The sequence below is a fragment of the Mesorhizobium sp. W050 genome, assembly GCF_054719535.1.
In genome coordinates this window covers 5327797-5353837 of sequence record NZ_JBTTIH010000001.1, presented here as the reverse complement: position 1 = coordinate 5353837, position 26041 = coordinate 5327797, and the positions used below count along the sequence as shown (strand labels likewise).

At 64.4% G+C, this 26041-nt stretch carries 25 protein-coding genes and 1 tRNA gene; 11 read left to right on the top strand and 15 right to left on the bottom strand.

Annotated features, from left to right (window positions below; translation table 11 throughout):
- Nucleotides 1-133 precede the first annotated feature (133 nt).
- Together ACYG9Y_RS25835 and ACYG9Y_RS25830 are read left to right on the top strand one after the other, a co-directional pair.
- Nucleotides 134-562 (top strand): SRPBCC family protein, encoded by a 429-nt coding sequence (locus ACYG9Y_RS25835; protein ID WP_023708789.1) that lies wholly within the window; start codon nt 134-136, stop codon nt 560-562.
- A 49-nt stretch (nt 563-611) separates the two neighbouring features.
- Nucleotides 612-1010 (top strand): MarR family winged helix-turn-helix transcriptional regulator, encoded by a 399-nt coding sequence (locus ACYG9Y_RS25830; protein ID WP_245260091.1) that lies wholly within the window; start codon nt 612-614, stop codon nt 1008-1010.
- A gap of 8 nt (nt 1011-1018) precedes the next feature.
- Here ACYG9Y_RS25830 and leuB read toward each other — a convergent pair whose 3' ends face one another.
- The 5 genes from leuB to leuD all read right to left on the bottom strand — a co-directional run bounded on the left by leuB (nt 1019) and on the right by leuD (nt 4919).
- Complete coding sequence (leuB, locus tag ACYG9Y_RS25825; protein WP_023740122.1) at nt 1019-2122, bottom strand: 3-isopropylmalate dehydrogenase; 1104 nt, start codon at nt 2120-2122, stop codon at nt 1019-1021.
- Nucleotides 2123-2270: 148 nt separating this feature from the next.
- Nucleotides 2271-2621 carry a VOC family protein gene (locus tag ACYG9Y_RS25820; protein WP_023740123.1) on the bottom strand — a complete coding sequence of 117 codons (351 nt, stop codon included), beginning with the start codon at nt 2619-2621 and terminating at the stop codon, nt 2271-2273.
- A 13-nt stretch (nt 2622-2634) separates the two neighbouring features.
- On the bottom strand, nt 2635-3018 hold the full coding sequence (locus ACYG9Y_RS25815) for a RidA family protein (protein ID WP_023683820.1): 384 nt from the start codon (nt 3016-3018) through the stop codon (nt 2635-2637).
- A gap of 307 nt (nt 3019-3325) precedes the next feature.
- On the bottom strand, nt 3326-4249 hold the full coding sequence (locus tag ACYG9Y_RS25810) for a hypothetical protein (protein WP_023740124.1): 924 nt from the start codon (nt 4247-4249) through the stop codon (nt 3326-3328).
- Between the two features lie 64 nt (nt 4250-4313).
- Complete coding sequence (gene leuD / locus ACYG9Y_RS25805) at nt 4314-4919, bottom strand: 3-isopropylmalate dehydratase small subunit (RefSeq protein ID WP_023694556.1); 606 nt, start codon at nt 4917-4919, stop codon at nt 4314-4316.
- Nucleotides 4920-5086: 167 nt separating this feature from the next.
- Here leuD and ACYG9Y_RS25800 point away from each other — a divergent pair, with 167 nt between their 5' ends.
- Nucleotides 5087-5512, top strand: coding sequence for a GNAT family N-acetyltransferase (locus ACYG9Y_RS25800; protein WP_023687647.1), 426 nt, complete (start codon nt 5087-5089; stop codon nt 5510-5512).
- Nucleotides 5513-5656: 144 nt separating this feature from the next.
- A complete protein-coding gene (locus tag ACYG9Y_RS25795) occupies nt 5657-6385 on the top strand; it encodes a DUF72 domain-containing protein (RefSeq protein ID WP_023740125.1) in 729 nt (242 codons plus the stop codon).
- A gap of 203 nt (nt 6386-6588) precedes the next feature.
- On the opposite strand, the gene ACYG9Y_RS25790 is transcribed toward ACYG9Y_RS25795, so the two are convergent.
- The 4 genes from ACYG9Y_RS25790 to ACYG9Y_RS25775 are packed head-to-tail and all read right to left on the bottom strand — an operon-like array spanning nt 6589 to nt 11588.
- Entirely contained in the window at nt 6589-7755 is a 1167-nt protein-coding gene (locus tag ACYG9Y_RS25790; RefSeq protein WP_023740126.1) for an NAD(P)/FAD-dependent oxidoreductase, read from the bottom strand.
- Between the two features lie 23 nt (nt 7756-7778).
- Complete coding sequence (locus tag ACYG9Y_RS25785; protein ID WP_023740127.1) at nt 7779-9374, bottom strand: sensor histidine kinase; 1596 nt, start codon at nt 9372-9374, stop codon at nt 7779-7781.
- A complete protein-coding gene (locus ACYG9Y_RS25780) occupies nt 9362-10057 on the bottom strand; it encodes a response regulator transcription factor (protein WP_023736741.1) in 696 nt (231 codons plus the stop codon). The genes ACYG9Y_RS25785 and ACYG9Y_RS25780 overlap by 13 nt, the downstream gene beginning before the upstream one ends.
- 4 nt (nt 10058-10061) lie before the next feature.
- Entirely contained in the window at nt 10062-11588 is a 1527-nt protein-coding gene (locus ACYG9Y_RS25775; protein ID WP_023740128.1) for a DUF4153 domain-containing protein, read from the bottom strand.
- 622 nt (nt 11589-12210) lie between these two features.
- On the opposite strand from ACYG9Y_RS25775, the gene ACYG9Y_RS25770 reads away from it, so the two are divergent.
- Both ACYG9Y_RS25770 and ACYG9Y_RS25765 read left to right on the top strand, forming a co-directional pair.
- Nucleotides 12211-13107, top strand: a complete 897-nt coding sequence (locus tag ACYG9Y_RS25770) for an HpcH/HpaI aldolase/citrate lyase family protein (RefSeq protein WP_023740129.1) — start codon at nt 12211-12213, stop codon at nt 13105-13107.
- 63 nt (nt 13108-13170) lie between these two features.
- Nucleotides 13171-13377: a DUF1737 domain-containing protein gene (locus ACYG9Y_RS25765; protein WP_023673921.1), complete on the top strand. Its 207-nt coding sequence runs from the start codon at nt 13171-13173 to the stop codon at nt 13375-13377.
- 163 nt (nt 13378-13540) lie between these two features.
- Here ACYG9Y_RS25765 and ACYG9Y_RS25760 read toward each other — a convergent pair whose 3' ends face one another.
- Nucleotides 13541-13963: a metallopeptidase family protein gene (locus tag ACYG9Y_RS25760; RefSeq protein WP_023702572.1), complete on the bottom strand. Its 423-nt coding sequence runs from the start codon at nt 13961-13963 to the stop codon at nt 13541-13543.
- A 229-nt stretch (nt 13964-14192) separates the two neighbouring features.
- Here ACYG9Y_RS25760 and ACYG9Y_RS25755 point away from each other — a divergent pair, with 229 nt between their 5' ends.
- From ACYG9Y_RS25755 to ACYG9Y_RS25745, 3 genes are read left to right on the top strand one after another with little or no spacing between them, the layout of a single operon-like run.
- Complete coding sequence (locus ACYG9Y_RS25755) at nt 14193-15230, top strand: ImuA family protein (protein ID WP_023740130.1); 1038 nt, start codon at nt 14193-14195, stop codon at nt 15228-15230.
- Nucleotides 15172-16650 (top strand): DUF6504 family protein, encoded by a 1479-nt coding sequence (locus tag ACYG9Y_RS25750; protein ID WP_023740131.1) that lies wholly within the window; start codon nt 15172-15174, stop codon nt 16648-16650. Before ACYG9Y_RS25755 ends, ACYG9Y_RS25750 begins: the two co-directional genes overlap by 59 nt.
- Nucleotides 16647-19919 (top strand): error-prone DNA polymerase, encoded by a 3273-nt coding sequence (locus ACYG9Y_RS25745; protein ID WP_023740132.1) that lies wholly within the window; start codon nt 16647-16649, stop codon nt 19917-19919. The genes ACYG9Y_RS25750 and ACYG9Y_RS25745 overlap by 4 nt, the downstream gene beginning before the upstream one ends.
- A gap of 121 nt (nt 19920-20040) precedes the next feature.
- Here the strand turns inward: ACYG9Y_RS25745 and ACYG9Y_RS25740 are convergent, their stop codons facing one another.
- The 4 genes from ACYG9Y_RS25740 to ACYG9Y_RS25725 form a co-directional block, all read right to left on the bottom strand.
- On the bottom strand, nt 20041-20283 hold the full coding sequence (locus tag ACYG9Y_RS25740) for a Trm112 family protein (RefSeq protein WP_023687636.1): 243 nt from the start codon (nt 20281-20283) through the stop codon (nt 20041-20043).
- A 30-nt stretch (nt 20284-20313) separates the two neighbouring features.
- Nucleotides 20314-20985, bottom strand: a complete 672-nt coding sequence (locus ACYG9Y_RS25735) for an LON peptidase substrate-binding domain-containing protein (protein ID WP_023685086.1) — start codon at nt 20983-20985, stop codon at nt 20314-20316.
- Nucleotides 20986-21096: 111 nt separating this feature from the next.
- Nucleotides 21097-22104 (bottom strand): thioredoxin, encoded by a 1008-nt coding sequence (gene trxA, locus ACYG9Y_RS25730; protein WP_023736734.1) that lies wholly within the window; start codon nt 22102-22104, stop codon nt 21097-21099.
- Nucleotides 22105-22184: 80 nt separating this feature from the next.
- A complete protein-coding gene (locus tag ACYG9Y_RS25725) occupies nt 22185-22682 on the bottom strand; it encodes a prolyl-tRNA synthetase associated domain-containing protein (RefSeq protein ID WP_023672125.1) in 498 nt (165 codons plus the stop codon).
- Nucleotides 22683-22898: 216 nt separating this feature from the next.
- Between ACYG9Y_RS25725 and ACYG9Y_RS25720 the strand changes: the two genes are divergently transcribed.
- Nucleotides 22899-22973: transfer RNA gene (locus tag ACYG9Y_RS25720), tRNA-Gly, on the top strand.
- 323 nt (nt 22974-23296) lie between these two features.
- Nucleotides 23297-25324: an SAM-dependent methyltransferase gene (locus ACYG9Y_RS25715; RefSeq protein ID WP_245260494.1), complete on the top strand. Its 2028-nt coding sequence runs from the start codon at nt 23297-23299 to the stop codon at nt 25322-25324.
- 20 nt (nt 25325-25344) lie between these two features.
- Here the strand turns inward: ACYG9Y_RS25715 and ACYG9Y_RS25710 are convergent, their stop codons facing one another.
- Nucleotides 25345-26025 carry a redoxin domain-containing protein gene (locus ACYG9Y_RS25710; protein ID WP_023672127.1) on the bottom strand — a complete coding sequence of 227 codons (681 nt, stop codon included), beginning with the start codon at nt 26023-26025 and terminating at the stop codon, nt 25345-25347.
- Nucleotides 26026-26041 lie beyond the last annotated feature (16 nt).

Genomic DNA, 26041 nt, shown 5'->3' with positions numbered 1-26041 from the left:
AGGTCGCAGCCGGGAAGGCAGCTGCTGTTTTGACCGAACGAACGAAATATTTCTCTTGCCATTTAGTCTGTGCATAGATAATCTGTGCAATCATCAAATCGACGATCGAAAACGGATGATGGAGCCAAGACAAATGTGGACCAACGAGTACACCGCAATTTCCCCCCTTTCGGCGCAGGCCATCTGGAACGCGCTCAAGGCGCTGCACGAAGGCCGCCTCACCTACGAAGGGTCCGATACCTTCGTGCTGCACGGCCCGTTCGCCAAGGGCACCCGCGTCTCTGTAACGCCCGTCGGGCAGGACACCTTCGAATCGACGATCGTCGACCTCGTCGACGCTGTAACCTATGCCGACGAGACCTCGTTCGGCGACACGAAACTGCTGTTCAGGCATACGCTGACGCCGGTCGAGGGTGGCACTCAAGTGACTCATCGCCTCGAGATTTCCGGCCCATCGGCCGCCGAGGTCGGACCAGAGCTCGGGCCGCAGATCAGCGGCGATTTCGACACTTCGATGGCCAAACTGTTCGAGCAGGCAATGGTGTTGGCGAACGGTGGCTGATCAAGGGGATCTGAACACGCGCTTCAGCGGACCATCCGAGAGCCCCGGCTTGCTGCTCTGGCGAACCACCATGCGCTGGCAGCGCGTCATGACGGCGGCGCTGGCCCCGCTTGACCTTACCCATGTCCAGTTCGTGCTGCTGGCTTCGGCGATGTGGCTCGGCCGCTATGGCGAGCCGCCCAACCAGGTCCAACTCGCCGCCCAGGCCGGCACCGAGGTGAAGATGACGTCGGACGTCGTCGCCCGGCTTGAGGCAAAGGGACTGATTGTGCGGGACACCGACCCGCGGGATTCCCGCGCCAAGGTGATCCGCGTCTCCACGACGGGGACGGCCGCAGTCCAGCGCGCTATCGTCGCCGTCGAAGCCGCCGACGCTGCTTTTTTCTCAACCGTGGATGAGGCGCAACTCGTCGGCCTGCTGAAACGGCTGGCCGGCGAGATCCGCTGAGTCGGCCGCTAAGCCAGGAACTTGGCGATGATGGCATCGCCCATTGCGACAGTGCCGACTTCGGTCATGCCCTCGGACAAAATATCCTTCGTCCGCAGCCCGTCGTCGAGCACGGCGGCTATGGCGCCTTCGAGCTTGTCGGCCTCATCGACCATGCCGAAGGAGTAGCGCAGGCACATGGCAAACGACGCGATCATGGCGATCGGGTTGGCGATGCCCTGTCCCGCAATGTCGGGCGCCGAGCCATGCACCGGCTCGTACAGCGCCTTGCGCTTCCTGGTCTTCACATCGGGCGCGCCGAGCGAGGCCGACGGCAGCATGCCGATCGATCCGGTCAGCATGGCGGCGATGTCGGACAGCATGTCGCCGAACAGATTGTCGGTGACGATGACGTCGAACTGCTTTGGCCAGCGCACCAGCTGCATGCCGCCGGCATCGGCCAGCATGTGGTCGAGCTTGACGTCGGCATATCTGGCTGCGTGGGTCTGGGTGACGACCTCGTTCCACAGCACCCCGGATTTCATCACGTTGCGCTTTTCCATCGATGTCACGTGGTTCTTGCGCGTGCGCGCCAGCTCAAAAGCGACGCCGGAAATGCGCTCGATCTCGAACGTGTCGTAGACCTGCGTGTCGATGCCGCGCTTCTGGCCGTTGCCGAGATCGATGATCTGCTTCGGCTCGCCGAAATAGACTCCGCCGGTAAGCTCGCGCACGATCAATATGTCGAGGCCCTCGACGACTTCCTGCTTCAGCGAGGACGACGCGGCCAGCGCCGGATAGCAGATGGCGGGCCGGAGATTGGCGAACAGCTCCATATCCTTGCGCAGCCGTAGCAACCCGGCCTCGGGACGCACCTCGTAAGGCACCTTGTCCCATTTCGGCCCGCCGACGGCGCCGAACAGCACGGCGTCCGCAGCCATCGCCTTTGCCATGTCGCCATCCGAAATCGCCGCGCCATGCGCGTCGTAGGCACAGCCGCCGACCAAGCCTTCATCAGTGGCAAAACCGCTGCCGAGCTTTGCGTTCATGGCCGCGATCAGCTTCTTCACCTCGGCCATCGCCTCGGGGCCGATGCCGTCGCCGGCGAGCAGGAGAAGATTTTTCGAAGCCATGGAGAACCGTCCGATGCTGTTTGGAGAAACCGCGGCCTTGCTAAACGCCAAGAGCTTGCGGCGCAAGGGGATGAAGAACGCTACGACGGCGCCCGCCTCTCAAGACCTGGGTTCCTCGCCGTGGCCAGAGGCGGGGGAGAGGAACAAATCACTTGTGCGACAAAATATTCACCAACCGGCCGAACGGATCGCGCACATAAAACCGCCGTACGCCCCACGGCTCGTCGGCCGGACCGTATTCGACGGCAAAGCCGGCGGCCCTCATGCCTTGCAGCGCCGCATCGACATCGTCGACCTCGATGGAGAGGTCCGGCACCGGCGTGCCGGAGCCGCCCTGGGCCATGAAGCTGATCTGCACCTGCATCCGTTCGTCGGACCCGTAGGTGACGATCCAGCCCTGATCCATCAGCACATCGAGGCCAAGCACGTCCTGATAGAAGCGTTTCGCCGCCGCCGCGTCCTGCGTCCCGATATTGGCTACGATGCGCCGGACCGTCATGGCTTTGGCCTCCTCAAGCCGTGCGCCGCAGCGCCGTGACTTCGATCTCGATCTTCATTTCCGGCTTGTTGAGCTGGCACACGATCATCGTCGCCGCCGGCCTGATCTCGCCGAAAGCCTCGCCGAGGATGGGGAAGACGACGTCCACGATGGCCCGGTCTGTGATGTAGTAATGCGCCCGCACCACATCGGCCATGTCGAAGCCGCCATCCCTCAGCGCCTCCGCGATGGTCGCCAGGCAATTGCGCGTCTGCGCCTCCACCGTTTCCGGCATGGTCATCGTCGCATAGTCGTAGCCGGTCGTTCCCGACACGAAGCACCAGTCGCCCTGCACCACCGCGCGCGAATAGCCGGCGGTTTTTTCGAAGGGCGAACCGGTGGAGATGAGTGTGCGCATGGAGCCTCGCTGTGGTTTCGGACACTTTGCAGGGAAAGGGCCGGCTAGGCCATGGGCCAAGTCAGGTGCAAATCTTGGTCGTCGGCGGGACAGCACCCCCCTCTGGCCTGCCGGCCATCTCCCCCTCAAGGCGGGAGATTAGCAGTTCGGACGCCTTTCTCGCTTTCCACATTTGCGATTGGCGAAAGCCAGAGTGACGTCTGATCTCCCCCCTTGAGGGGGAGATGCCCGGCAGGGCAGAGGGGCGTGTGACGGATCGCGACGAAACAAGCATGAACACCGAGTGTTCGCCGCGCTGCCGCGAACTCTAGTTCCCCGACTCCTGCGCCTTGTCCATTGCTTCCTTCACATCCGCAGGCCAGGTCTTCACGTCAGGCCACGCCTGCGGCTCGCCATTGTCGCCGCGCCGGGCGAAGTAGAGCGTGTGCTTGGCCGGGTCGACCGCCATGAAACCGTCATTGCTGCCGCATGCGTGCGGCACGCAGCCGGTGGCGTAGAAGGCGCCCGACGCCGTCTTTTCGGTGCCGCCGCCGACCAGCAGGCTGGTCGCCATGTCGGGCATGGTGTCGCCGAGCAGCGTCTGCGCCGCCTTGTAGACGGCCTCATTGTGGAAGGCGTCGATGATGTTCTGGTATTTGGCCGGATCGACGTCCTTCCAGTCCGTACCCGGCTCCGGCGCGTAGGTCAGGTCGCCCGAGATCGTCAGCCCATCGCTGGGCGACCATTGCAGCGCTTGCTTCGTATCGCCCGGCAACAGATACGGCACGAAATAGATGGCGTTGTCGGCCACCGCCGCCGGCGGCGCGCCGCATTCGTCCTGTTCGACCTTGAGGCTTTGTATCTCGCCGCCTTCCGGTTTCCAGACGATGACCTTGGCCGGGCCGCACTGGTTGCCGCCGTCGCCAACATCGACCAGCGCCACGTTGACGCCGCCGACCTTGACTGTTCTGTCGAAGAACACGTCGTAATTGCTGGCCAGCTGCTTGCCGTCATAGGCCAGCACCTTTTCGCCATCCTGCTCTGGCTCGGTAATGGTCAGCTGCCCGCCCTCGAACGGGACCGGCCCCTGGCTGTCATCGTCCGCCAGGGCCGCATTGCTCGACGCGCCCGGATCGGCGGCGGACGGATCTTCTGCCGGCACGAGGACCGTGTCGGTCTGTGCTTGCGCGCCGGCCACCGGCATCAGCATCCACGCCAGCGCGCAGGCGCCGGCAAGAAGAAAACGTGTCATGACTGTCCCCTCCGTTCAGCCGCCACGAACCCGGCTTTGTGGCGGCCGGGCCATCTCGTACCACTCAGGCCCAAGGACGCTCGGCAGCGTTCTTCTTCTCGAACGAGGCGATGGCGCCGGCCTTCTCCATGGTCAGGCCGATATCGTCGAGACCGTTCAGCAGGCAGTGGCGCTTGAAGTCGTCGAGGTCGAAGGTGACCACGCCGCCGTCGGGGCCGCGGATTTCCTTGGCCTCGAGGTCGACCGACACCGTCGCATTGGAGCCGCGCGAGGCGTCGTCCATCAGCTTCTCCAGGTCTTCGGGGCTGACGGTGATCGGCAGGATGCCGTTCTTGAAGCAGTTGTTGTAGAAAATGTCGGCGAACGACGTCGAGATGACGCAGCGAATGCCGAAATCGAGCAGCGCCCACGGCGCGTGTTCGCGGCTCGAACCGCAGCCGAAATTGTCGCCGGCGACCAGGATCTGCGCCTTGCGGTAGGCTGGCTTGTTGAGCACGAAGTCGGGGTTTTCCGAGCCATCGTCCTTGTAGCGCATTTCGGCGAACAGGCCGCTGCCGAGCCCGGTGCGCTTGATCGTCTTGAGATAATCCTTGGGGATGATCATGTCGGTGTCGACATTGACGATCGGCATCGGTGCGGCGACGCCGGTGAGCTTGGTGAATTTTTCCATGGCTTTTGCCCGTTCTTGATCGATAATTCGTTGCGTCAGGGTTTGCTGGCGCCCGGTTTACACAAAGCCGCCGGCAAATAAAAGGCAACTGTTGGTGCGCGGCCCCGATCGAAAGATCGGCGCGGCACTGTCTTTAAAACCAGCTGCCGTTGGTGCACCTTACGCCCATGACCGCACAATCGAAGATTATCTATGCCCGGGAGCCTGAGCTCGACGTCGCCGAATTCCGCCGCGTGCTGGTCGAATCCACGCTCGGCGAAACACGCCCCGTCGATGACGACGCCCGGCTGCAGGCGATGCTTTCGGCCGCGAACCTGGTGCTGACGGCGCGGCTCGACATCGAAGGCAGGCCGCTGATAGGCGTTATCAGGGCCATCACCGACTTTTCCTGGGTGTGCTATGTCTCAGAGCTCGCCGTATCCCAATCTGCGCAAGGCCTCGGCATCGGCAAGGGCCTGATGGACGCGGCCCGCCGGCAGCTTGGGCCTTCGGTCGCCATCAGCCTGATCTCGATGCCCGACGCCGTCGGCTTCTATGAGCGTATCGGCATGACGCGAATGGCCGACGCGTTCTGGTTCTCCCGCGAGGGCTGACGAGCGTCGAGCGCAATTGCCGATCGGGTTGGGCAGTCAAGGCGGGCAAGGTTCTCGGCAATGCGGAACGGTGTTCAGGACACCGCGGAGCAACGCCTCCTTTGTCGCCCTTGACCCGCGCTTCATCCGGTCCAAATCCGCAGGATGGGAAATCGCCGATCTCTGATAGGCACCGCCGGCTGGGGAATTCCGTCTCGATACAAGGCTGACTTTCCGCAATCCGGTTCGCATCTCGAACGTTACGGAAAACGCTTTCCGGCCGTCGAGATCGACACCACGTTCTACAAGCCGCACCGCCGCGAGACCTATGAGCGCTGGGCGCACGCCGTGCCGGAGCACTTCCGCTTCGCGGTCAAGGCACCGAAGAACATGACCCATGATCATCGCCTCGCCGATTGCGAGGGGCTGACAGAGGACTTTCTCGGGCAGGTCGAAGGTCTCGGCGAAAAGCTGAGCGTGCTTCTGGTGCAGCTGCCGCCGAGCTTGCCCTTCGAGCCGGAGGTCGCCGGCGGCTTCTTCGACATGTTGGGCAGGCGTATCCGGGCAAGGCTGGCATGCGAGCCGCGCCATCCCACCTGGTTCGGTGCCGCGGACGCACTGCTGGCCGGTCACCAGGTCGCACGGGTCGCCGCCGACCCGGCTTCGGTTCCGGAGGCAGCAGGGCCAGGTGGCTGGCCCGGCCTTGCCTATTTCCGCTGGCACGGCGCGCCGCGGATCTACTATTCGGGTTACGATGCCGAAACGCTCGACCGGTTTGCGCGGCAAGTGGAAGCAGCAGCAGATTCCGGCGCCGAGGTGTGGGGGATTTTTGACAATACGGCCAACGGGCATGCGCTGGGCAACGCGATGGCTGTCAGTGCGATGGTTGCTTAGACTCTCGCGGGACAGCACCCCCCTCTGGCCTGCCGGCCATCTCCCCCGCAAGGGGGGAGATCAGATGCCGCGACCGCTTTCGCCAATCGCCGACGTTGCAAGAATGGCGCCTTCGCCGAAGCTGCCAATCTCCCCGCTTGCGGGGGAGATGCCCGGCAGGGCAGAGGGGGTGGGCGGGAACTCGACAGTGAGCTTTTGCCGCCTCAAATCACGTTCAATTCCCGAAACGCCCTTCCCTCAGCCACTCTGGCGTACCCAAACGCCGAGCAATCCACCGTCCGATACCCGCCATGCACCAACAACTCCGCCAGCGCCTTGCCGACCGCCGGCGCCTGTTGCAGGCCGTGGCCGGAAAATCCGTTGGCGAAGATGAAATTGCCGACCTCTGGATGCGGCCCGATCACGGCGTTCTGGTCGAGCGTGTTGTAGTCGTAATGGCCTGCCCAGGCGCGGGTCGGCTTGATCGCCTCGAAGGCGGGGATGCGGGTTGCCAGCACGGGCCAGATCACCTCTTCGAACAGCGGCCAGTCGACGTCGAAATCCCTGGGGTCGGCGGGGCCATCGCCCTCCTCCGGTTCGGCGCCGCCGGTGAGATAGACCGAGCCTTCCGGCCTGACATAGATGCCGGAGGGATCGACCAGCAGCGGCATGTCGGCGTATTTTTCCCGCGCCTCGAAGACGAAGACATTGCGCTTGCGCGGCTCGACCGGCAGCGCGAGTCCCGCCATGCCGGCCACCCTGCCGGCATTCGGCCCGGCGGCATTGACGACGATGCCGGCTTGCAGTCTTTCGCCATTGTCGAGGTCCACTCCGGTGGCGCGGTTGCCCTGCCTCTCAATGCCGGTGACATCGGCGGCGATGAAATCTATTTGTCTGTCACGCAATGCCTTGCGAAACAGCGTCAACATGGCATGAGCGTCGAACCAGCCCTCGCCGGTACGGCCGAAGGCGCCGGCGCTGATGCCTTCGGTCGACAGCCATGAAAAGCGCTTTGCCAGCTGGTCGGCGTCCTCGAGCAGAATGTCGGCGCCCTCGGCGACCTGCGCCTCGTGGTTGGCTTTCAGGATCGGCAACCCGGCGTCGCCGGCCAGGATGAGATAGCCGCCTTCGCGAAAACCGATATCGGCGTCGGTGCCGAAGGTCTCCTTCAGCCGCCGGAACAGGTTGAGCGTGAACTGCGACAGCCGGATATTTTCCGGAATCGAGAATTGCTGACGGATCGAGGCCATGGACAGCGTCGTTGCGGCATGAGCGAATTGCGGGTCGCGTTCGATCAGCGCGATGGAGCCGGAAAAGCCTTCCTCGCGAAGGTAGTAGGCGACCGAGGAGCCGACGATGGCTCCGCCGATGATGACGATGTCGTAGCGCACTTTGTTCTCCGATCCACCAGCCCTCACGCGGCTGGCAAGGAAATCTCGAAGCGCGTGCCGCGCCCGGAGTCAACCAGCGCGACCGTGCCATCATGCGCTTTCAGGAGGGCCAGCACGATGCCGAGGCCCATGCCGGTGCCGCCGGACTCGCGCCGCGTGGTGAAAAACGGCTCGAAAATGCGCGCCCTGTTGCTCGGCGAAATGCCGGCGCCATCATCGCTGATCGCAATCGTCACTTTGCCGTCGGCGCTGGCAGCCGCCAGCAAAACCTGGGTCGCGCCGTGCCTGGCGGAATTGTCGATCAGGTTGGCAAGCACGATCGCCGCATTCTCGGCCGAGATGCGCAGACCGGTTTCGCCGCCCGTCTCGACGCGAACCGCCAGCCTGCCGTCCACCGGCAGCAATGCCAGCGCCGCATCGAGCGATGTGCTTTCGCCGCTCGGCGCCAGGTTTTCCGCGCGCGCCAGATCGAGCAGGCGCCGTACCAGCAGATTGAGCCTTCCGGCATCGTTGACGATGTTGCCGGAAAACCGCTTGCGCTCTGCCGCGTCCATCGCCTCGCCGGAATCGCGCAAGAGTTCGGCCGCGCCCTGGATCGCCGTCAGCGGCGATTTGAGCTCGTGCGAGACATGGGTGGCAAAGGTCTGGATCGAGTCGGAGCGCGCCTGCAGCTTTTCCGCCATGTCGAGGAAGGCGGCGGACAGCTCGGCCATTTCGCGCGTGCCGTGATGGTCGAGCGGCCGGATCGCGTCGCGGTCGCCGGCGGCGATGCGCCTCGTGCGCTTCATCAGCGCGTAGATCGGCCGGCTCACGGTGCGCAGGAAGACCAGCGCGATCAGCAGCGTGCCGAACAGCATGGCGATGGCCGCCAGCGTCACCTTGCCGCGTTCGCCATAGAGATGCTTGACGATGTTGTTCGGCGTTCGAGACAGATAGATCACGCCGGCGATATGGCCGTCGACCGCGATCGGCATGGCGACAAAGACGCGAACTTTCGTGCCGCGGCTGACCGAATAGAGCGGCGGTGGCGGCTGGTCGGGAATTCGTTGCCTGAGCGCGCTGGCATAGTGGCCGGTAAGGGCGGTGCGCACCTCCTCTACAAGGGCCAGCGACAGGCCGACCTCGTCGCGCCCGGCAATGACGACGCCATGCGGGTCAAGCAGCCGGAAGCCGGCCAGGGTGGTTTTCTGCGTGGTGTCGAGAATGCCCGACAGCCGCGCGCCGATCGCTGCAAAGGCCGGATCGGTGGCGGCAGCGACGCCGGCGGGCCGGGTCGGCAGCAAATAGTCGGAGGCGAGATCGAGGGTAGGCTCGATCGGCTGGTAAGGCGTGTCGTCGCCGCGGCTGGCTTCGCCGCTGTCAGCCTGCATCGGCACCCCAAGCTTCTCCGGGGCAATGGCGGCGTCACTGATATTCTGCGCATAGATGGCGGCGATGACGGCGCCTTGCGCGATCAACTCGCCCTCGGTCTGGCGGATCAGCTGGTTTTCATAAAGCCGGAAGAAGAACAAGCCGACCAGCGGCAGCGCCAGCACCATGATGAGGATGGCGAGGACCACCGTGGCCAGCCTTGGCCGCCATTTGGTGCCGATCCATTTGGCGTCGCTCAGGCGCCGCATCGGCCAAGCCGGAAACCGACGCCATGCACGGTTTCGATGGCGTCGAGACAGCCTGCCGCCGCCAGCTTGGCGCGGATGTTGCGGATGTGGCTATCGACGGTACGGTCGGCGACATGGATGTTGGCGGCATAGGCGCTGGCCACCACCAGATCGCGCCCCAGCACATGCGCCGGCCGCGCCAGAAATCCCCTGAGGATCGAGAATTCGATCGCCGTCAGCGCCAGCGCCTTGCCGTCGAAACTGGCGCCGTGGCTGGCCGGCGCCAGGCTGAGCTTGCCATGCGCGAAGTTCTTGTCGTCGGCGGGGTCGGGCGCCACCGGGCGGGCGCGGCGCAGGATGACGTTGACGCGCGCCACCAGTTCGCGCGGGCTGAACGGTTTCGTCACGTAGTCGTCGCCGCCCATTTCGAGCCCGAGGATGCGGTCGATTTCCTCGTCGCGCGCGGACAGGAACAGAACCGGCACGTCGGAGCGCTGCCTCAGCCGCCGGCAGACTTCCAGCCCGTCCATCTCCGGCATGCCGATGTCGAGCACGACGAGATCGGGCACGCGGCGCTCGATCGCCTGCAGGGCCGCGGCGCCGTCGGACACGGCCTGCGTCTTCATCCCGGCCTTTTCCAGCGCAAAGCAGATGATCTCGCGTATGTGCGGATCGTCGTCGGCGACCAGGATCTGATGCGGCATGGATCTAACGGTCCGGCACTGAAGGTTGCGAGGGCTGGGTAGGTGGAGGAAGCACGAGCGGACCTCTCTTGTCGAGAACCTGCACGAGCCTCCAGCCGCGAAAGCTCCAGGCGCGCCACTGCTTCTGCTCGGCGATAGTGTCGTCGATCATCATTTGGTCGGCCAGATAGGTGGTTTGGTTTCCGAATTGGTGCATGTAGAGGCGGTCCAGCGCCGGCATGGCGGCAGCGCCGAGCGAGCGCAGATATTCGGTATCGATAGGCGTGCCGTCGCCGGTCATTTCAAGGGAATGGTCGATATTGAAATTGGCGATCGTTGCGGCGAAGTTGATGAAGCAGCAGGCATAAAGCGTCGCCGATAGCGTCAGAAGATTGGCGGAGAGCAGCCATTCGTTGGATTTTCCAAGCGCGATGCGGGCAATGATCAGTGCAAGCCCTGACGCCACCAACCCCATCCAGACGAAGGCGGCGATGCGCCAGTAGGTCAGTGCATAGACGCCGATATAGAGATCGAGCCTGAGAATCGACGAGATGACCAGCACGATGTTCTGCGCCACCCAGGCATAGACCAGCCGGCGGATCAGCGGATCGCCTGAGGTTTCGCTGCCCGGCCGCAGCGCCGCCAGCACGAAGCCGGCGGCCAGCAGCGCCGTGGCGATCAGCGGATAGGCGCCGCGATGGGCATAGGCGGCATAGCTCAACCCGTCCGGCAGGGCGACCCCACCCCAGAGATAGGCTGCGTCGAGCCCGGTCTGCAGCGCAAACAAGGCGTTGAAGACGATCAGCGCGCGCAGGATCGCGGCCTTGCCGAAGACGACGGCCTCGATCGTTGTCGCTGGTTTAGTCGCGGCCGGTGCGGCCACGGCTGCAGGCGGCGTCAAAGGTGGAAGGCGGCGCAGGAAACGCGGCAGGCGAGGCCGCAGGAAAGCCCAGACGCCGGCGAGCACGAGCAGCCAGAAGACGATCCGCGCCAGCTGGATGAGATCGAGCAGCTTCATCAGGTCGATCAGCGACAGCCAGTATTCGATAACCGGGTTGGCGGTGCCGAACAAAAGCAGGAACACCGCGCCCAGCGTCACCGGCATCACCCAGACGATGATGGACGCCAGGCGGATGCGGCGGCCGCCAAGCCGGCGCACCGTGCGGCGCCATTGGAAAAAGTCACGGATAAGGCGCAGCGGCGCCGCCAGCAGGAACAGCGCGACCTGGCCGGCAATGCGGGCGATGCCGTGCCGCAGCCGCCCGGACAGGGACAGCGCAAACACCACCAGCGCCACGACAGCTATCGCCACCGACAGCGGGCTGACGTTCTCGGCCAGCGGCAGCAGCGCGACGAACAAAGCGGCCAGCTTGAGCCAGGGTCGGGTGGAATTCAGCGCGGCAGGATGCACAGCGACCACCGCGCCGGCGATCAGGATGGCAAACAGCAGGACAGTGATCCCGGCGGGCTGGCCATAGAAGAAAAAATCCGCCAGGGCGACGAGCAGGACGGCGATGCCGAAGCGGCTGGAAAAGCTTGCAAACGATGTCATGCGCGGATTTTCCTGACGGGCTTGGTCCGCTCGGCCGGTGGGCGGATAAAAGGGAGCAGGCTCGCTTCCAGGTAAGGGCGGGCCTCCGTCCGGGGCGGATCCACCAACCACCAGCTTTCGCTGCGCAGGCGATAGGGCAAGGACCAACGGTTTCGCTGTTGCATGCCGCCTTGTCGCGGGCTCGCATGGAAACGGCGGGGCGGAGCGGAGGAGGTTTTCCGCAGGGATGTGCAGTTTTCGTGCAGGACCTGCGCTTACGGCCGGGGCGCTGCCCGCCATCTTTCCGGACGTTGGCGCTGTCCCAGCCAGGCTCCTTTCCTCTCCCTCCGGAGGGGGAGAGGTGGCTCGGCGAAGCCGAGACGGAGTGGGGGAACCACCTGGCAATCGCCGCGAACGGACATCGGAAGGGCACTGAGCGCATTGCTCGCCTTGCGCCCAAGGGTCGACCCCCGTCGAGCTTCGCTCGACACCTCTCCCCCGATCGACGGGGGAGAGGAAAGGCCCCCTTCCGCAACTGCTGCGGGACGGGCGGGGCAAGCGCAAGCTTTCGCGGTTGGCTCGATATCAGGAACCGGTCGTCCGCACTCTTGCCTCACCCGCCCCCACGCGGCATAGATCGGCGATGACAAGCGAACTCTACTGCCCGCGCCGCTCGGTGCTTTACGTCCCGGCCTCCAACGACAAGGCGCTGGCCAAGATCGCGACGCTGGCCTGCGACGCCGTGATCATCGACCTCGAAGACGCCGTCGCGCCCGCCGACAAGATTGCGGCGCGGGACAAACTGGCCGGCATCTTCGCCAGCCGGCCAGTTGCCAATCACCATGGGCGGCGTTGCGAGATGATCGTGCGCGTCAACGCGCTGTCCAGCGAATGGGGCACTGAAGACCTGCTCGCCGCGGCAAAATTGGAGCCCGACGGCATCCTGTTGTCCAAAGTCGCCACGCCGCGCGACATTCTGGAAGTCGGCGACGTGCTCGACGATAATTTTGCCCCCGACAGCGTCAAGCTCTGGGCGATGATCGAGACGCCCAAGGCGATGCTCAACATCGGCGCCATCGCCGAACTCGGCCGCGACCCGGCCTCGCGCTTAGTTTGTTTCGTTGCCGGAACGAACGATCTGGTCAAGGAAACCGGCATTCTGGCGACGCCCGACCGCCGCTATCTTGTGCCCTGGCTGATGCAGATGGTGCTGGCGGCGCGGGCCGGCAGCATCGACATGCTCGACGGCGTCTCCAACGATTTTCGCGACCTCGACGCGTTTGCGCGCGAATGCACGGAAGCCGCTGCCATGGGGTTCGATGGCAAGACGCTGATCCACCCCGCCCAGATCGAAACCACCAACCGCGCCTTTGCGCCCGCGCCCGAAGCTCTCGCCGAGGCGCATGCGGTGAAGGATGCCTTCGCCTTGCCGGAAAATGCCGGCAAGGGCGTGATTGCTCTGAACGGCAGGATGGTCGAGCGGCTGCATCTGGCGCAGGCCGAGAAATTGCTGGCGAAGGCCGCCGCCATCGGCGCATGATTGCCTAAGCCGGCTTCGGAATACCCCGCCCTACAAGACAGAACTTACGACAGGACCTGACCCATGAGACTCTACCGCTTTCTGTCCGCCCCCGATGATTCCACCTTCTGTCACAAGGTAACCGCGGCGCTGAACAAGGGCTGGCATTTGTACGGCTCGCCGACCTACGCCTATGACAAGAAGACCAAATCGATGCGCTGCGGCCAGGCGGTGGTGAAGGATATCGACGGCCAGGAATACGGGCCGGATACCAAGCTGAGCGACTGGTAGGCTTTGCCAGGCACGGACGCAGGCTGTGTCGAGATTCAGGTCAGGCCGAGCCGAGAACAGTGGTTTCCGAGAACCGGAGCGGAGCGTACTTAAAGTACGCGAGCACCGGAAGCGCAGGAAGCTGCCGTTCGCAGGCCGGCTTCACCTGAATATCGGCGCAGCCTCACTCCGCCGCCTCTTCGATTTTCTCCATATCATCATCCGACAGGCCGAAATGGTGGCCGATCTCGTGGATCAGCACGTGGGTGACGATGTCGCCCAGCGTCTCTTCGTTCTCGGCCCAGTAGTCGAGGATGGCGCGGCGGTAGAGGGTGATGCGGTTCGGGCCTTCGCCGGTCTGCGGGTTCCAGCGCTCGGCGATGCCGCGGCCCTCGAACAGGCCAAGCAGATCGAACGGCGTCTCCAGCGACAGATCGTCCATGATCTCGTCGGTCGGGAATTCGGCGATCATGATGACGATCTCGCCGGTCAGCTTGCGGAAATCGTCGGGCAGATGCGCGTACGCCTCCAGCGCCAGAAACTCCATCTCCTCGATCGAGGGCGAGAGTTCATCGTGCCAGGTGCGGGTCTTGTAGATGCGGGCCATGCTTTGTCCTTTGATCCCGGCATATAGGCTTTCCCTCCGGACTCGGCAAATGGACGGGTACCTGGCCGATGACTGTTTCTTTGCGCCGAATGGCTGCGACCAAAGTCCAAGGTTGGCCTCGCCACCTTTGATCAAGGAATAAATTCCTTCTGACTCCGCTTGACTCTTTCGGCACCCTCTGGAATCTATAGGAACATAACAGGAACAATTATGAGAGAAATTGACCGTCATGGCGACATCAGCCGTGGCGCGGGAGACTGTTTTTGCCCTGCGCCGCCAGATCGCGAAGATCGAGGGAACGCTGCCCGAGCGCCTGGCCGTGCCGGCCGGCGAGCGACCTCGTGCGCGTGCTGAGGGCTGTCTCCACGCCGCGCCTGAACCCGATTCCGATGTTACCATCATCCGGCGCGGGCTTGCCGCAGCTTCGCCGGATGCTTTCCTGGCCACCGGCATCGAACGCCTCGATGCGGCCCTCAGCGGCGGCCTTCCGAAAGCTGCCTTGAGCGAAATCCATGGCCTTGAGACCCGCAATGCCGGGGCCGTCGCAGGCTTTGTGCTGTCGCTTGTCAGCCTGATCCTCAAGGGCCAGCCCTTGCCCGTGCTGTGGATCGGCACGTCGGAGATTTTTCGCGAGGCCGGCTTTCCCTATGCCAGGGGATTGCAGGGCATGTTCGGTATCGCACCGGAGCAGTTGCTGTTTTCCGAGGCGCCGAAACTCACCGATGCGCTGTGGGTAGCCGAGGAGGCCGCCAAGATGACGGCGCTCGCCGCAATCATCCTCGAAATCCGTGGCAGCCCGCAGCGGCTCGACCTCACCGCGACGCGCCGGCTGCACGCGCGCGCCCAAAACGCCGGCCGGCCGGTATTCCTGCTGCGCCAGGCCGGCGAAGCCGAGCCGACCGCCGCCCCGGTGCGCCTCATCGTGTCGGCTGCACCAGCGACATCGCGCCGGACGATCGCCGGGCCGCTTGCCGGGTCGATCGGCCACCCTGCCTTCACCGTCAGCATCGGCAAGAGCCGCACCGCTCTGCCTGGACAATTCACACTGGAGTGGAACCCCGATGAACACGCATTCGAAGAAAGAAAGCCCCGCGAAAAACGGCCAGAGAATTCTGTCGCTGTGGTTCCCGCATCTGGCGGCCGAACGGATCCTGCGCCAGCGCCTGGGACGGTCGTGGCGTTCCCGGCCTTCGGATCATTTCCCGCTCGTGATCAGCCATCGCGACCGCAACGCCCAGCGCATATCGGCCCTCGACGAGCGGGCTGAGGCGCTGCATCTGAAGCCTGGCATGGGCATTGCCGACGCCCGTGCCATGCATCCCTCGATCGACATTGTCGAGGCCGATCCGGAGGCCGACCGCCGGCTGCTCGAAGGCCTCGCCGACTGGTGCGACCGCTATACGCCGCTGGTGGCGCTTGACGGCGTCGACGGGCTTTATCTCGACGTCACCGGCTGTACCCACCTGTTCGGCGGCGAGCGCGCCATGCTGGACGACATCCTTGCGCGGTTTTTCCAGCAGGGTTTCGATGTCCGCGCCGGGTTGGCCGCGACGCCGGGTGCAGCCTGGGCGGCAGCGCGCTTTTGCGGCGACCGCATCGTTGTCTCCGGCGAGGAGGAAGCGCTGCTCGCCCCCTTGCCGCTGGCCGCACTGCGCATCGAGGCCGATATCCGCGCCAGCCTGGAAAGCGTCGGTCTGCGCACCGCCGGCGCGGTCATGGCAGCGCCGCGAGCGCCGCTCGCCCGCCGTTTCGGCGCGACCTTGCTGTTGCGTCTTGACCAGGCGCTCGGCCGCCTCGACGAGGCGGTATCGCCGCGCCTGCCGGTGGCCTCGCTTTCGGTCGAACGCCACCTGGCCGAGCCGGTCGTGCTGACCGCCGAGATCGAACGGCTGGTGCTCTTGCTGGCGGTGACGCTGAAGGCCGATCTCGAACGCCGCGGCGAGGGCGCAAGGATGCTGGCGCTGCTGTTGTTTCGCGTCGACGGCGCCGTCAGCCGCATCGCTGTCGGCACCTCGCGTCCGCTGCGCGAACCGAAGCTGATCCAGCGCCTGTTCCATGAGCGGCTGGCCGCGCTCGAACAGGACATCGATGCCGGCTACGGCTTCGACCTGGTTCGGCTTTCGGTGCTGGCGGCCGCCGGCTTCGACATGCAGCAGGCCGATTTGACCGGCGAGGCCGAGGATGACGGCGCCGACATGGCACTCTTTGCCGACCGCATCCGCGCCAGGCTCGGCGACAGTGCGGTGCTGAAACCGGTCGCCCTCGAGAGCCATCTGCCGGAGCGCGCCATCGCCACCATCCCGTTCTCGGAAGCGCCACAACGCAAAACACCGCTCAGGAAGCCGGGCTCGAAAGACGCGCCGCGCGCAACCATCTTCCCGCCGGAACGGCCGATCCGGCTGTTCCGTTCGCCCGAGCCGATCGAGGTGCCGGCCACCGAAATGCCTGAGGGTCCGCCGATGAATTTCCGCTGGCGCCGCGCGCTCTACCGGGTCGCGCGCGCCGAGGGGCCGGAACGCATCGCGCCGGAATGGTGGCGTGAAACGTCAAGCGATCCGCTCACATCGACGCGTGACTATTTCCGGATCGAGGATGCCGACGGCCGCCGCTACTGGCTCTACCGGCAAGGCCTCTATGGCAACCCGCAGGTGCCGCCGCGCTGGTTCATGCATGGGGTCTTCGCATGAACGCGCTGACCGTCATCCCCTATGCGGAATTCGGCATCCAGTCGAACTTCTCCTTCCTGCGCGGCGCCTCCAAGCCGGAGGAGCTGGTGGTGGCGGCCAAATTCCTCGGCTTTTCCTCGATCGGACTGGCAGACCGCAACACGGTGGCCGGCGTCGTGCGCGCCTGGCAGCAGGCCAAGGTCGAGAAGCTCGCCTATCACCCCGGTTGCCGCCTGGTGTTCGGCGACGGCACGCCGGACATTCTCGCCTATCCGCAGAACCGCAAGGGCTGGGGCCATCTCTGCCGCATGCTGACGCAAGCCAATTTGCGCGATGAAAACGAGAAGGGCGCGACCCTTCTCCAGCGCAGCGACCTGCTCGAATGGGGCGACCTGCTGTCGCTGGCGGTGCTGCCGGATCTCTCGGCGAATGCCGACGATCCCCTGGCATTGGTCCGTCAACTGAAAGACCGTTTCGGCGCTAATTTGCGGCTAGGCATGGCGCCGGATTATCGCGGCAATGACCGTTTCCGCATCGAGCAGGCGGCGGGCATGGCGGACATCGTCGGCGTGCCGCTGATGGCGACCAACGACGTGCTTTATCACAGCGCCGAGCGCCGCTCGCTGCAAGATGTGCTCACCGCCATCCGCCTCAATTTGCCGGTCGCCGAGGTCGGGGTGGAGCTGACGGCCAACGCCGAGCGCCATCTGAAGCCGCCGCTGGAAATGGCCCGTCTCTTCCGCCCCCATCCACGGGCGCTGGCCGAGACGCTGCGCTTTGCCGGCGAACTGACCTTCTCGCTCAGCGACCTCCAGTACAATTATCCCGACGAGCCGACGCAATCAGGGCTTGGGCCGCAGGCCGAGCTAGAGCGTCTGGCCAGGGAGGGGGCCGCCACGCGCTATCCGGCGGGCGTCCCCGCTTCCGTCTTGCAGCGCATCAGTGAGGAGCTCGCTCTGATCGAGCGTCTGAATTATGCGCGCTATTTCCTGACCGTTTACGACATCGTCCAGTTCGCCCGCAATGAGGGCATTCTGTGCCAGGGCAGAGGCTCGGCCGCCAACTCGATCGTCTGCTACTGCATCGGCATCACCGAGGTCGGCCCCGAGCGCATCGACACGTTGTTCGAGCGCTTCATTTCCGAGGAACGCAACGAGCCGCCCGACATCGACGTCGACTTCGAGCATGAGCGGCGTGAGGAGGTGATCCAGTACATCTACTCCAAATACAGCGCCAAGCGCACCGCGCTGGCGGCCGCCGTCATCAGCTATCGCGGCCGCTCGGCGCTGCGCGAGGTGGCCAAGGCCATGGGCCTGTCGGACGATGTCCGCAGTGCGCTCTCCAGTTCGATCTGGGGCTGGTCGACCTCGGAGCTCGGCGAGAAGGAGGCCCATGCCGGCGGCCTCGACCGCAACGAGACCTCGACCAGGCATGTGATCGCCCACGCCAACGAGATCATGGGCTTTCCCCGGCATCTGTCGCAGCATGTCGGCGGCTTCGTCATTACCCGCGACCGGCTCGACGAGATCGTCCCCATCGTCAAGACGGCGATGGAGGCGCGCAAGATGGTCGAGTGGGATAAGGACGATCTCGACGCGGTGAAGATCCTGAAGGTGGATATTCTAGCGCTTGGCATGCTGACCTGCCTGAAGCGCGCCTTCACCTTGCTCACCGACCATTATCCGAAGGCCCGGGATGATTACGGCCGACCCTATGTGCTGGCCACCCTGCCGCCGGAAGAGAACAACGTGTACGACATGATCTGCCGCGCCGACACGCTCGGCGTCTTCCAGATCGAATCGCGCGCGCAGATGTCGATGCTGCCGCGTCTAAGCCCGCGCGAATTCTACGACCTGGTCATCGAGGTGGCGATCGTGCGGCCCGGCCCGATCCAGGGCGACATGGTGCACCCCTATCTGCGCCGTCGGCAGGGCAAGGAAGCGGCTGAATATCAAAAGCCAGAGCTGGAGGCTATTCTCAAGAAGACACTCGGCGTGCCGCTGTTTCAGGAACAGGCGATGAATATTGCAATCGTCGCCGGTGGTTTCAAACCCGGCGAAGCCGACGAACTACGCCGCGCCATGGCCACCTTCAAGCGCACCGGCACCATCGGCAATTACCGCCAGCGCATGATCGACGGCATGGTCGGCAAGGGATACACCAAGGACTTCGCCGAGCGCTGCTTCAAGCAGATCGAAGGCTTCGGCGAATACGGCTTTCCCGAAAGCCACGCCGCCTCCTTCGCTTTGCTCGTCTATGCCTCCTGCTGGTTCAAAACCTTTTATCCCGACGTGTTCTGCGCCGCGATCCTGAATTCGCAGCCGATGGGGTTTTACCAGCCGGCCCAGCTGGTGCGCGACGCGCGCGACCATGGCGTCGACATCCGCGACGTCGACGTCAATTTTTCCGACTGGGACTGCACCCTGGAGAAAGCCCAATTCGATCCGGGCCGCATCCTGGCGCGCCATGCCGAAATGCGCGGTGTCATCAAGACCCGGTACGCCGTCCGGCTTGGCTTCCGTCAGATCAAGGGCTTGGCCGAGAAGCGTATGGAAGCTTTCACCGCGCGGCGCGGCGCCGGCTATACAAGCGTCAGGGATGTCTGGCTGCGCTCGGGCCTCGATGTCGGCGAAATCGAAAGACTGGCGCAGGCTGACGCCTTCCGCTCACTCGGCCTCGATCGTCGTGAAGCCTTGTGGGCGGTGCGCGCGCTGGATGGCAAGAGCGCCGCCGAACGGCTGCCGCTGTTCGACCAGCCGGCGATCCGGCTGCGCGAACTCGAGCCCGAGACAAAACTGCCGACAATGCCGCTCGGCGAGCACGTCATCCACGACTACCGCGCGCTCGGCCTGTCGCTGAAGGCGCATCCGGTCGCCTTTCTGCGCGAGCGGCTCGACCGCGCCGGCGTCATTCCCAATGCCAATCTCGGCTCGGTGCGCGACGGCAGGCGGGTCTCGGTCGCCGGCCTGGTGCTGGTGCGGCAGCGGCCCGGCAAGGGCAATGCGATCTTCCTGACGCTAGAAGACGACAAGGCCGTCGCCAACGTCATTTTCTGGGAGCGGACCTTTACCCGTTTCCGGCCCATCGTCATGGGCGCGCGCTTCGTCAAGGTCACCGGCAAGCTGCAGTCGGAATCCGACGTCATCCACATCGTCGCCGAAAAGATCGAGGATTTGACACCGTGGCTGACGGTGCTGCTGGAAGAGATGACGCCGGCTGCCCGGCCCGACATTGCCACCCTCTCGGACAAAGCTGAAAGGGTCATGCCCAAGGGGCGGAATTTTCAGTAGGGCAAGTGCAGGGCGGTCGGGAGCCCATGACATTAATGCCGGCAAGGGCAGAGGGGGGCGCGAAGGATCGCCAACAGAATGGCTTCTTAGGCTGAGGTCCGTTTGAACCACCCCTGGTCCCTCAGCCCGGCCCACCCAATCGCGGCGGCGACAGCACGTCTTCCGCCGAAATCGTCCGCGCCTCCGAGGGCAGCATGATCGGGATGCCGTCGCGCACGGGATAAGCGAGCTTGGCGATCCGCGAGATCAACTCGCCGCGCACCGGGTCCCAGGCCAGCGGCCCCTTGGTCAGCGGGCAGGCCAGCAGCTCCAGCAATTTTGGATCGACATTGACCGACTTGCCGTCACGCCCATCCGCAGCCATTGGATCCCCCTTCAGCCATCGGCTCAGCCCTTATTGCAGGCTGGAGCCAAAGTCCTCATTCTCGCGCGCCAGCGCCATTTCGGTGATGGCGATCAGCGTCTCCGCGCGGGCTTTCAGGTCGGGCGCCTCCAGCAGCGCCTGTTTCTCGGCCGGTCCGTAGGGCGCCATCATCGACAGCGCATTGACCAGCATGGTGTTCTCGGCGCGGCTGACGCTTTCCCAATCGGCTTCGAGATCGTTGGCCTGCAGATAAGCGCGAAACGCTTTCAACAGCGCCGGCCGGTCGACCTCGCTTGCCGCCTGGTCTTCGGCAAGATCGGTGAGGAACGGCGCCAGCTTGCATTGCCGGAAAGGCGTCTTCACCGGCAATTCGCTGGTGATGCGGAAACGGCAGACGCCCTGCAGCGAAACCAGATAGCGGCCGTCGCCGCTCTCGGCCATCGAGATGATGCGCCCGGCGCAGCCGACATTGCACAGTTCCGGCTCCCCGTCGGCGCGCAACGCGCCATTGAGGCTGGGCTGGACGATGCCGATCAGCCGCGCGCCGGCGATCGCCTCATCCACCATCTGCAGGTAGCGCGGCTCGAAGATGTTGAGCGGCATGCGCCCGCCCGGCAGCAGCAGCGCGCCGGCAAGCGGAAACACCGGAATGGTTGCCGGCAGATCCTTGCCGACCCGGTAAAATGCGTTTCCGACCTGCACCTTCACTCCTCCGACCCGCTTCGGGCGCGATGTTATCGGCCTAATCTGGCGCGGCGGCCGCCGACCGCAAGGCCCGACAGCCACGCCCCGGCAATTTGGCCGGCAAACGGCTCAGGAAAACAGCAGCGACGACAATTTGCGCCGTGCCGCCAGCGTCGCCTCGTCGGTCATGCCCCAGGCCTCGAACAGTTTCAGCAGCTGCGCCCTGGCGCCGTCCTCGTTCCACGTCCGGTCGGCTTTTATAATCGCCAGAAGATTGTCGGCCGCCGCATGGCGCTCGCCCCTGGCGTTCTGGATCATGGCGAGGTCGAAACGCGCCTGGTGGTCGCCGGGATTGGCGGCCAGTCGCTGCTCGAATTCAGCTGGATTGCCAAGTGCTGCCGCTTCCGCAGCCAGCGTCATCTTGGCACGCAGCGCGGCAAGTGCCGGCGCATTTTTCTTGGCCTCCGGCGCCGTTGCCAGCAGCGCCTCGGCGCCGTCGCTGTCGCCGGCCTCGAACAGAAGCTCGCCCAGCCCGGCAATCGCCTCGATCGTCTCCGGCGCTTGCGCCAGGATGGCGTCGTAAATGTCGGCTGCGGTCTGCGCATCGCCCGCCGCATGCGCTTCCGCCGCCGCGGCCAGTGCTTCGGCCACCGGCGGCGCGCCATTGCCCTTGCCGCCGACCTTGGTGATGAACTCGGCGATCTGGCTCTCGGGGATGGCGCCCATGAAGCCGTCGACAGGCTGGCCGTCCTTGAAGGCGATGACCGCCGGGATCGACTGGATGCCGAGCTGGCCGGCGATCGAGGGATGATCGTCAATGTTCATTTTGACCAGCTTGACCTTGCCGCCGGCGGCCTTGACCGCCTTTTCCAGAAGCGGCGTGAGCTGCTTGCAGGGCCCGCACCACGGCGCCCAGAAATCGACCAGTACCGGCTGTTTGCGCGATTCCTGGATGACGTCGGCGGCGAAAGTGGCGGTCGTGGTGTCCTTGATCAGCTCGCCAGCGGCAGGTGCTGCGCCGGGTGTCGGGCCAAGTGCCGACTTGGCCGGCTCGGCGCCGCCATATTGCACGGACGTGGTGTACTGGCCAGAATTGCCGCCGAATTGGCCGCCAAACGGATTGTTGTTGTCGCTCATGTCGTCGCCCTTCCGATCGCGCCCAGCGGAGCAGCGCGACGTCCTTAACTAGAGGTCAGTTTTCGCCATCCATGTGGCGATCAAGCCGAGACTTTCAAGATAGCAGCATCATGTCCGGTTGCCTCGACGAATCTGATGAGGTCGGCGGACGCGATCGACGTCGTCGCCTCATTGGTCAGCGGATGCGCGTTGACTGTCGCATGTGCTATCAAATCCTGGTCGAGCACCACTTTGACCCGTCTTTCGGTGTCGTTGATCAGCCCGAACACGGTGACCGCGCCCGGAATGACACCGAGCAGCTCCATCAGCATCTCCGGCTTGCCGAACGACACCCGGCCGGCGGCGCCGATCATCGTGTGGATCTGCTTCAGGTCGACGACCGCCTCCTCGCCGACGCTGACCAGGAAGAAATTGTCCTTCTTGTCCTTGAGAAACAGATTTTTCGTGTGCCCGCCCGGTATCTCGCCGCGCAGCGACTGCGAATCGGCCACCGTATAGAGCGGCGGATGGCGCACGGTCGACACTGATATGCCGAGATCGGCAAGAAAGGCGAAAAGCTCGGCTTCGGTCTTCGGCATTGGTGGTCTTTCCCTGTATCGGCGCGCGGCAAAGCCGTTTACGGCCAATGATGCCGCCGAGACAAGACCGTCATGCGGGAAGTCGATGAACCACCCGCGTGGCCGACAAGGTTCCGCCAAGCGATTTGGCGCGACCAAAAAGCCCGTCATTTCCCTGTTGCAATCGCCGCGCTCTTCAGCCATATAGGCCCGGCTTGCGGCCAAAGGGCCGTGTGAGCGGGTGTAGCTCAGGGGTAGAGCACAACCTTGCCAAGGTTGGGGTCGAGCGTTCGAATCGCTTCACCCGCTCCAGTTTCCTCTAGGGGAATCAAGCGATGAAGAGGCGCCTTTCGGGGCGCCTTTTGCTTTTTCCAGACCGGCGATGTAAGCGCGTTGCGGAACACTTGTTCTCCCTCAGAACCAGGCGCAGGTAAGACGGCGTGGCGCACAATCCCTCGGGTTCAATTTCGGCGAAAGGCGGCACCGCATCTGAAGCGCTTGCTTGGCTGGCGTTGCGGAACGCCGCGTCCGAATGCGGCTCAGGCTCGCGCTTGATCAACCCGCAGCCCCTGCGCGCACTCCCGGCGGGACGCAAGTGGGCGCATGAGATTGCCAAGGTAATCTTCGATGGCCTCATGGCAGGAAGCCTGTCGGTGCCGGCGCAATTGGCTGCCGGATGGGCGAGGTTCGGCAGCGCAACCACCGCGTTGATCATCGAACTCGGCAAGATCTGGGACAATCCCGCAGCGGCTCGCCGCGTCCAGTACCAGCTTGAGCAAATGCTTCTCGAACCCGACGATCTTGCCACGCCGCGCAGGCTGGCGCGAACGCTCGGAATTCGCGTCGACGCTCGCAATCCGACCGCGACCGAACTGCCGGAAGGCATCGATCAGATCTATGCCCATCTGATGCTGGATGGCCGGATCGAGGCTGTCGTGCAGTTCGGTGCACTCGGGACGGTGACGAGCGATCATTGGATTGAATTGATCCTGGATGTAGTGCCTGCTGAGCGGCTTGCGGGAGGATCGCCTGGACCGCAAAAGGGCGCCGGCGCGACCACGTCAAACACGCCTGCAGCCGAGGTATCGTTTGCCATGGCGGGAAGCGAGCCCGATCAGGACAGCCACTTCGGCAAACTCGCGCAATTGGCCGCACAGGCGCATGACCTGGTTCGGTCGAGCGCTGAACCGTCAGAGCCTGTTACGCCGCGCCGCGCACGGGTCGCGGACAAGCACGACGAGGATCGCACGGCGTTCTGGAACAGCTATTTCGCGACCGAGGATCCCTGGAACTACAGCTCGCTCTATGAGCAGGAAAAATATGAGCGGCAGATCGAGATCCTGCCTGCCGGTCCCATCGGCCGGGCGCTTGAGCTGGCCTGTGCGGAGGGCCATTTCACGCGGCAGCTGGCGCCGCGCGTGGGCCATCTGACCGCAACCGACATCTCCGCCATAGCCATCGAGCGAGCCCGCGCCCGATGCAACAATCAGGCGAATGTCGAGTTCGGCGTACTCGATTTCGCTGCCGACACGCTGCCGGGTGAGATGGATCTGATCTTCTGTTCGGAGGTGCTCTACTATCTGGACGATCTCGCCGAGTTGCGGCGCATCGCCAAGAAATTCGCCGAGGCGTTGGCGCCTGGCGGTAGTTTCATCAGCGCACACGCATTCGTGCTGCGTGACAATGTCGAAAAGACGGGCTTCGACTGGAACACATTCGGTGCCCAGGCGATCTCCGAGACGCTGGCAGCGACCGAAGGCCTGGTGCTCGAGCAATCGATCCAGACCGAGCTCTACCGCATAGACCGCTTCCGCCGCCTATCGCCGGGCGATGTGGCGACGGACCCGGTGATCGATCATGTGCCGATCCGCGCGCCCATCGAAATCGGCGTCGCGCGAAATATCGTCTGGGGTGGGGCGCGAGCCTTGCGCCGCGACGTCGCACGTAACGAGCAGCGCCAGCATATCCCTGTCCTCATGTATCACGGCGTTGCCGATGAAGGTCCGGCCGCGCTCGCTCGCTTTCGGCTCACGCCCGCCGCATTCGCCAGCCAGATGGGATGGCTGCGCGCCAATGGCTTTCACGCCATTGGCTCCGAGCAGCTGGAAGCATCCATCGCCAACCGTCAGCCTTTCGTCGGCCGCCCGGTGCTCATCACCTTCGATGACGGCTTCCAGAACTTCGCCGACCATGCCTGGCCGATCTTGCGCGCCAACGACCTGAACGCGGAAGTGTTCCTGGTGACGGACCTGGTGGGCGAAAGTGCAAAGTGGGACACCGACATCGGTCCGCCGACGCCGCTTATGGGCGCCGGGACGGTGCGACGCCTCGCTGCCGAAGGCGCCTTCTTCGGCAGCCACATGGCGACGCATCGCGCCATAGATGGTCTGTCGAGCGCTGACCTGGCCGCCGAGCTCCTGCGCTCTCGTCTGTTCATCGAACGCTGGACCGGCCGGCCAACCAGGGCGTTCGCGGCCCCCTTCTCCGTCACCGACCGACGGCTTGGCCGGCTGGCTAGGGAGTGCGGCTATCGAGTAGGCTTCGGCCGCAGGCACGGGCCGGCGGACCTCCATAGCGATCTCATCGACCTTCCGCGCATCGAGATTCGCGGCGACCGCTCGCTCGATGACTTTGTCGCCACTGTCGAGGCCGTGCTCGGATAAACGGTGAACTTGTCAGTTCATTATTGGGCGACTTGCGACACGGCTGACATCAGCTCCTTCGGGTTTGGGGCGCCAAACATGTATCGCCCACCCTCCGGGACCTCCGTGAAGCTCCAGCGGACGATCCCCTGCCGGTCCAGCAGGAACTGACCAACCAGTTGTCCGTGTCCCGTGGCCATCATCTGCTCGTCGGCTTCGGTCAGTTCGTAGTGGTCCTTCTTGTCGAGGATTGCGGCGGCTGTCATCGGATCCATGGGACCGGGCAATTCGCCAGGTATGTCGACCCGCATGTCCTGTGCCGCTGCCATCGCGACCTTGTACGGCCAGTTCGTCTCGTTCTCGGTGAATTCGAGATTGGGCAGTCCAAAAGCACGATGTGAAGCGCGTTCCGGGTCCGACGCCGCAAGCAGGTTCGGCATTGGATGGTAGCGGAAATAGAGCCGCGCCCGTTCGATCGGCGTGTTGACCACCGTCAGGCTCTCCACGCCCTTTTCGCGCAGCTCCGGATCGAGACGCGCCTGAGCGGCGATGTGGCGCCGGCAAAACGCACAATGCAGACCTCGAAACAGGCCGACCAGCACCGGTTTTTGCCCGCGAAAGTCGTCAAGCGCAATCTTGCCTTCCTGGGTAATGGCGTCGAGTATCAGGTTCGGCGCCCGGTCGCCCGGTTGAAGCGGTATCAATCCACTAGGCGCGGACATGTCCAACCCCCTATCC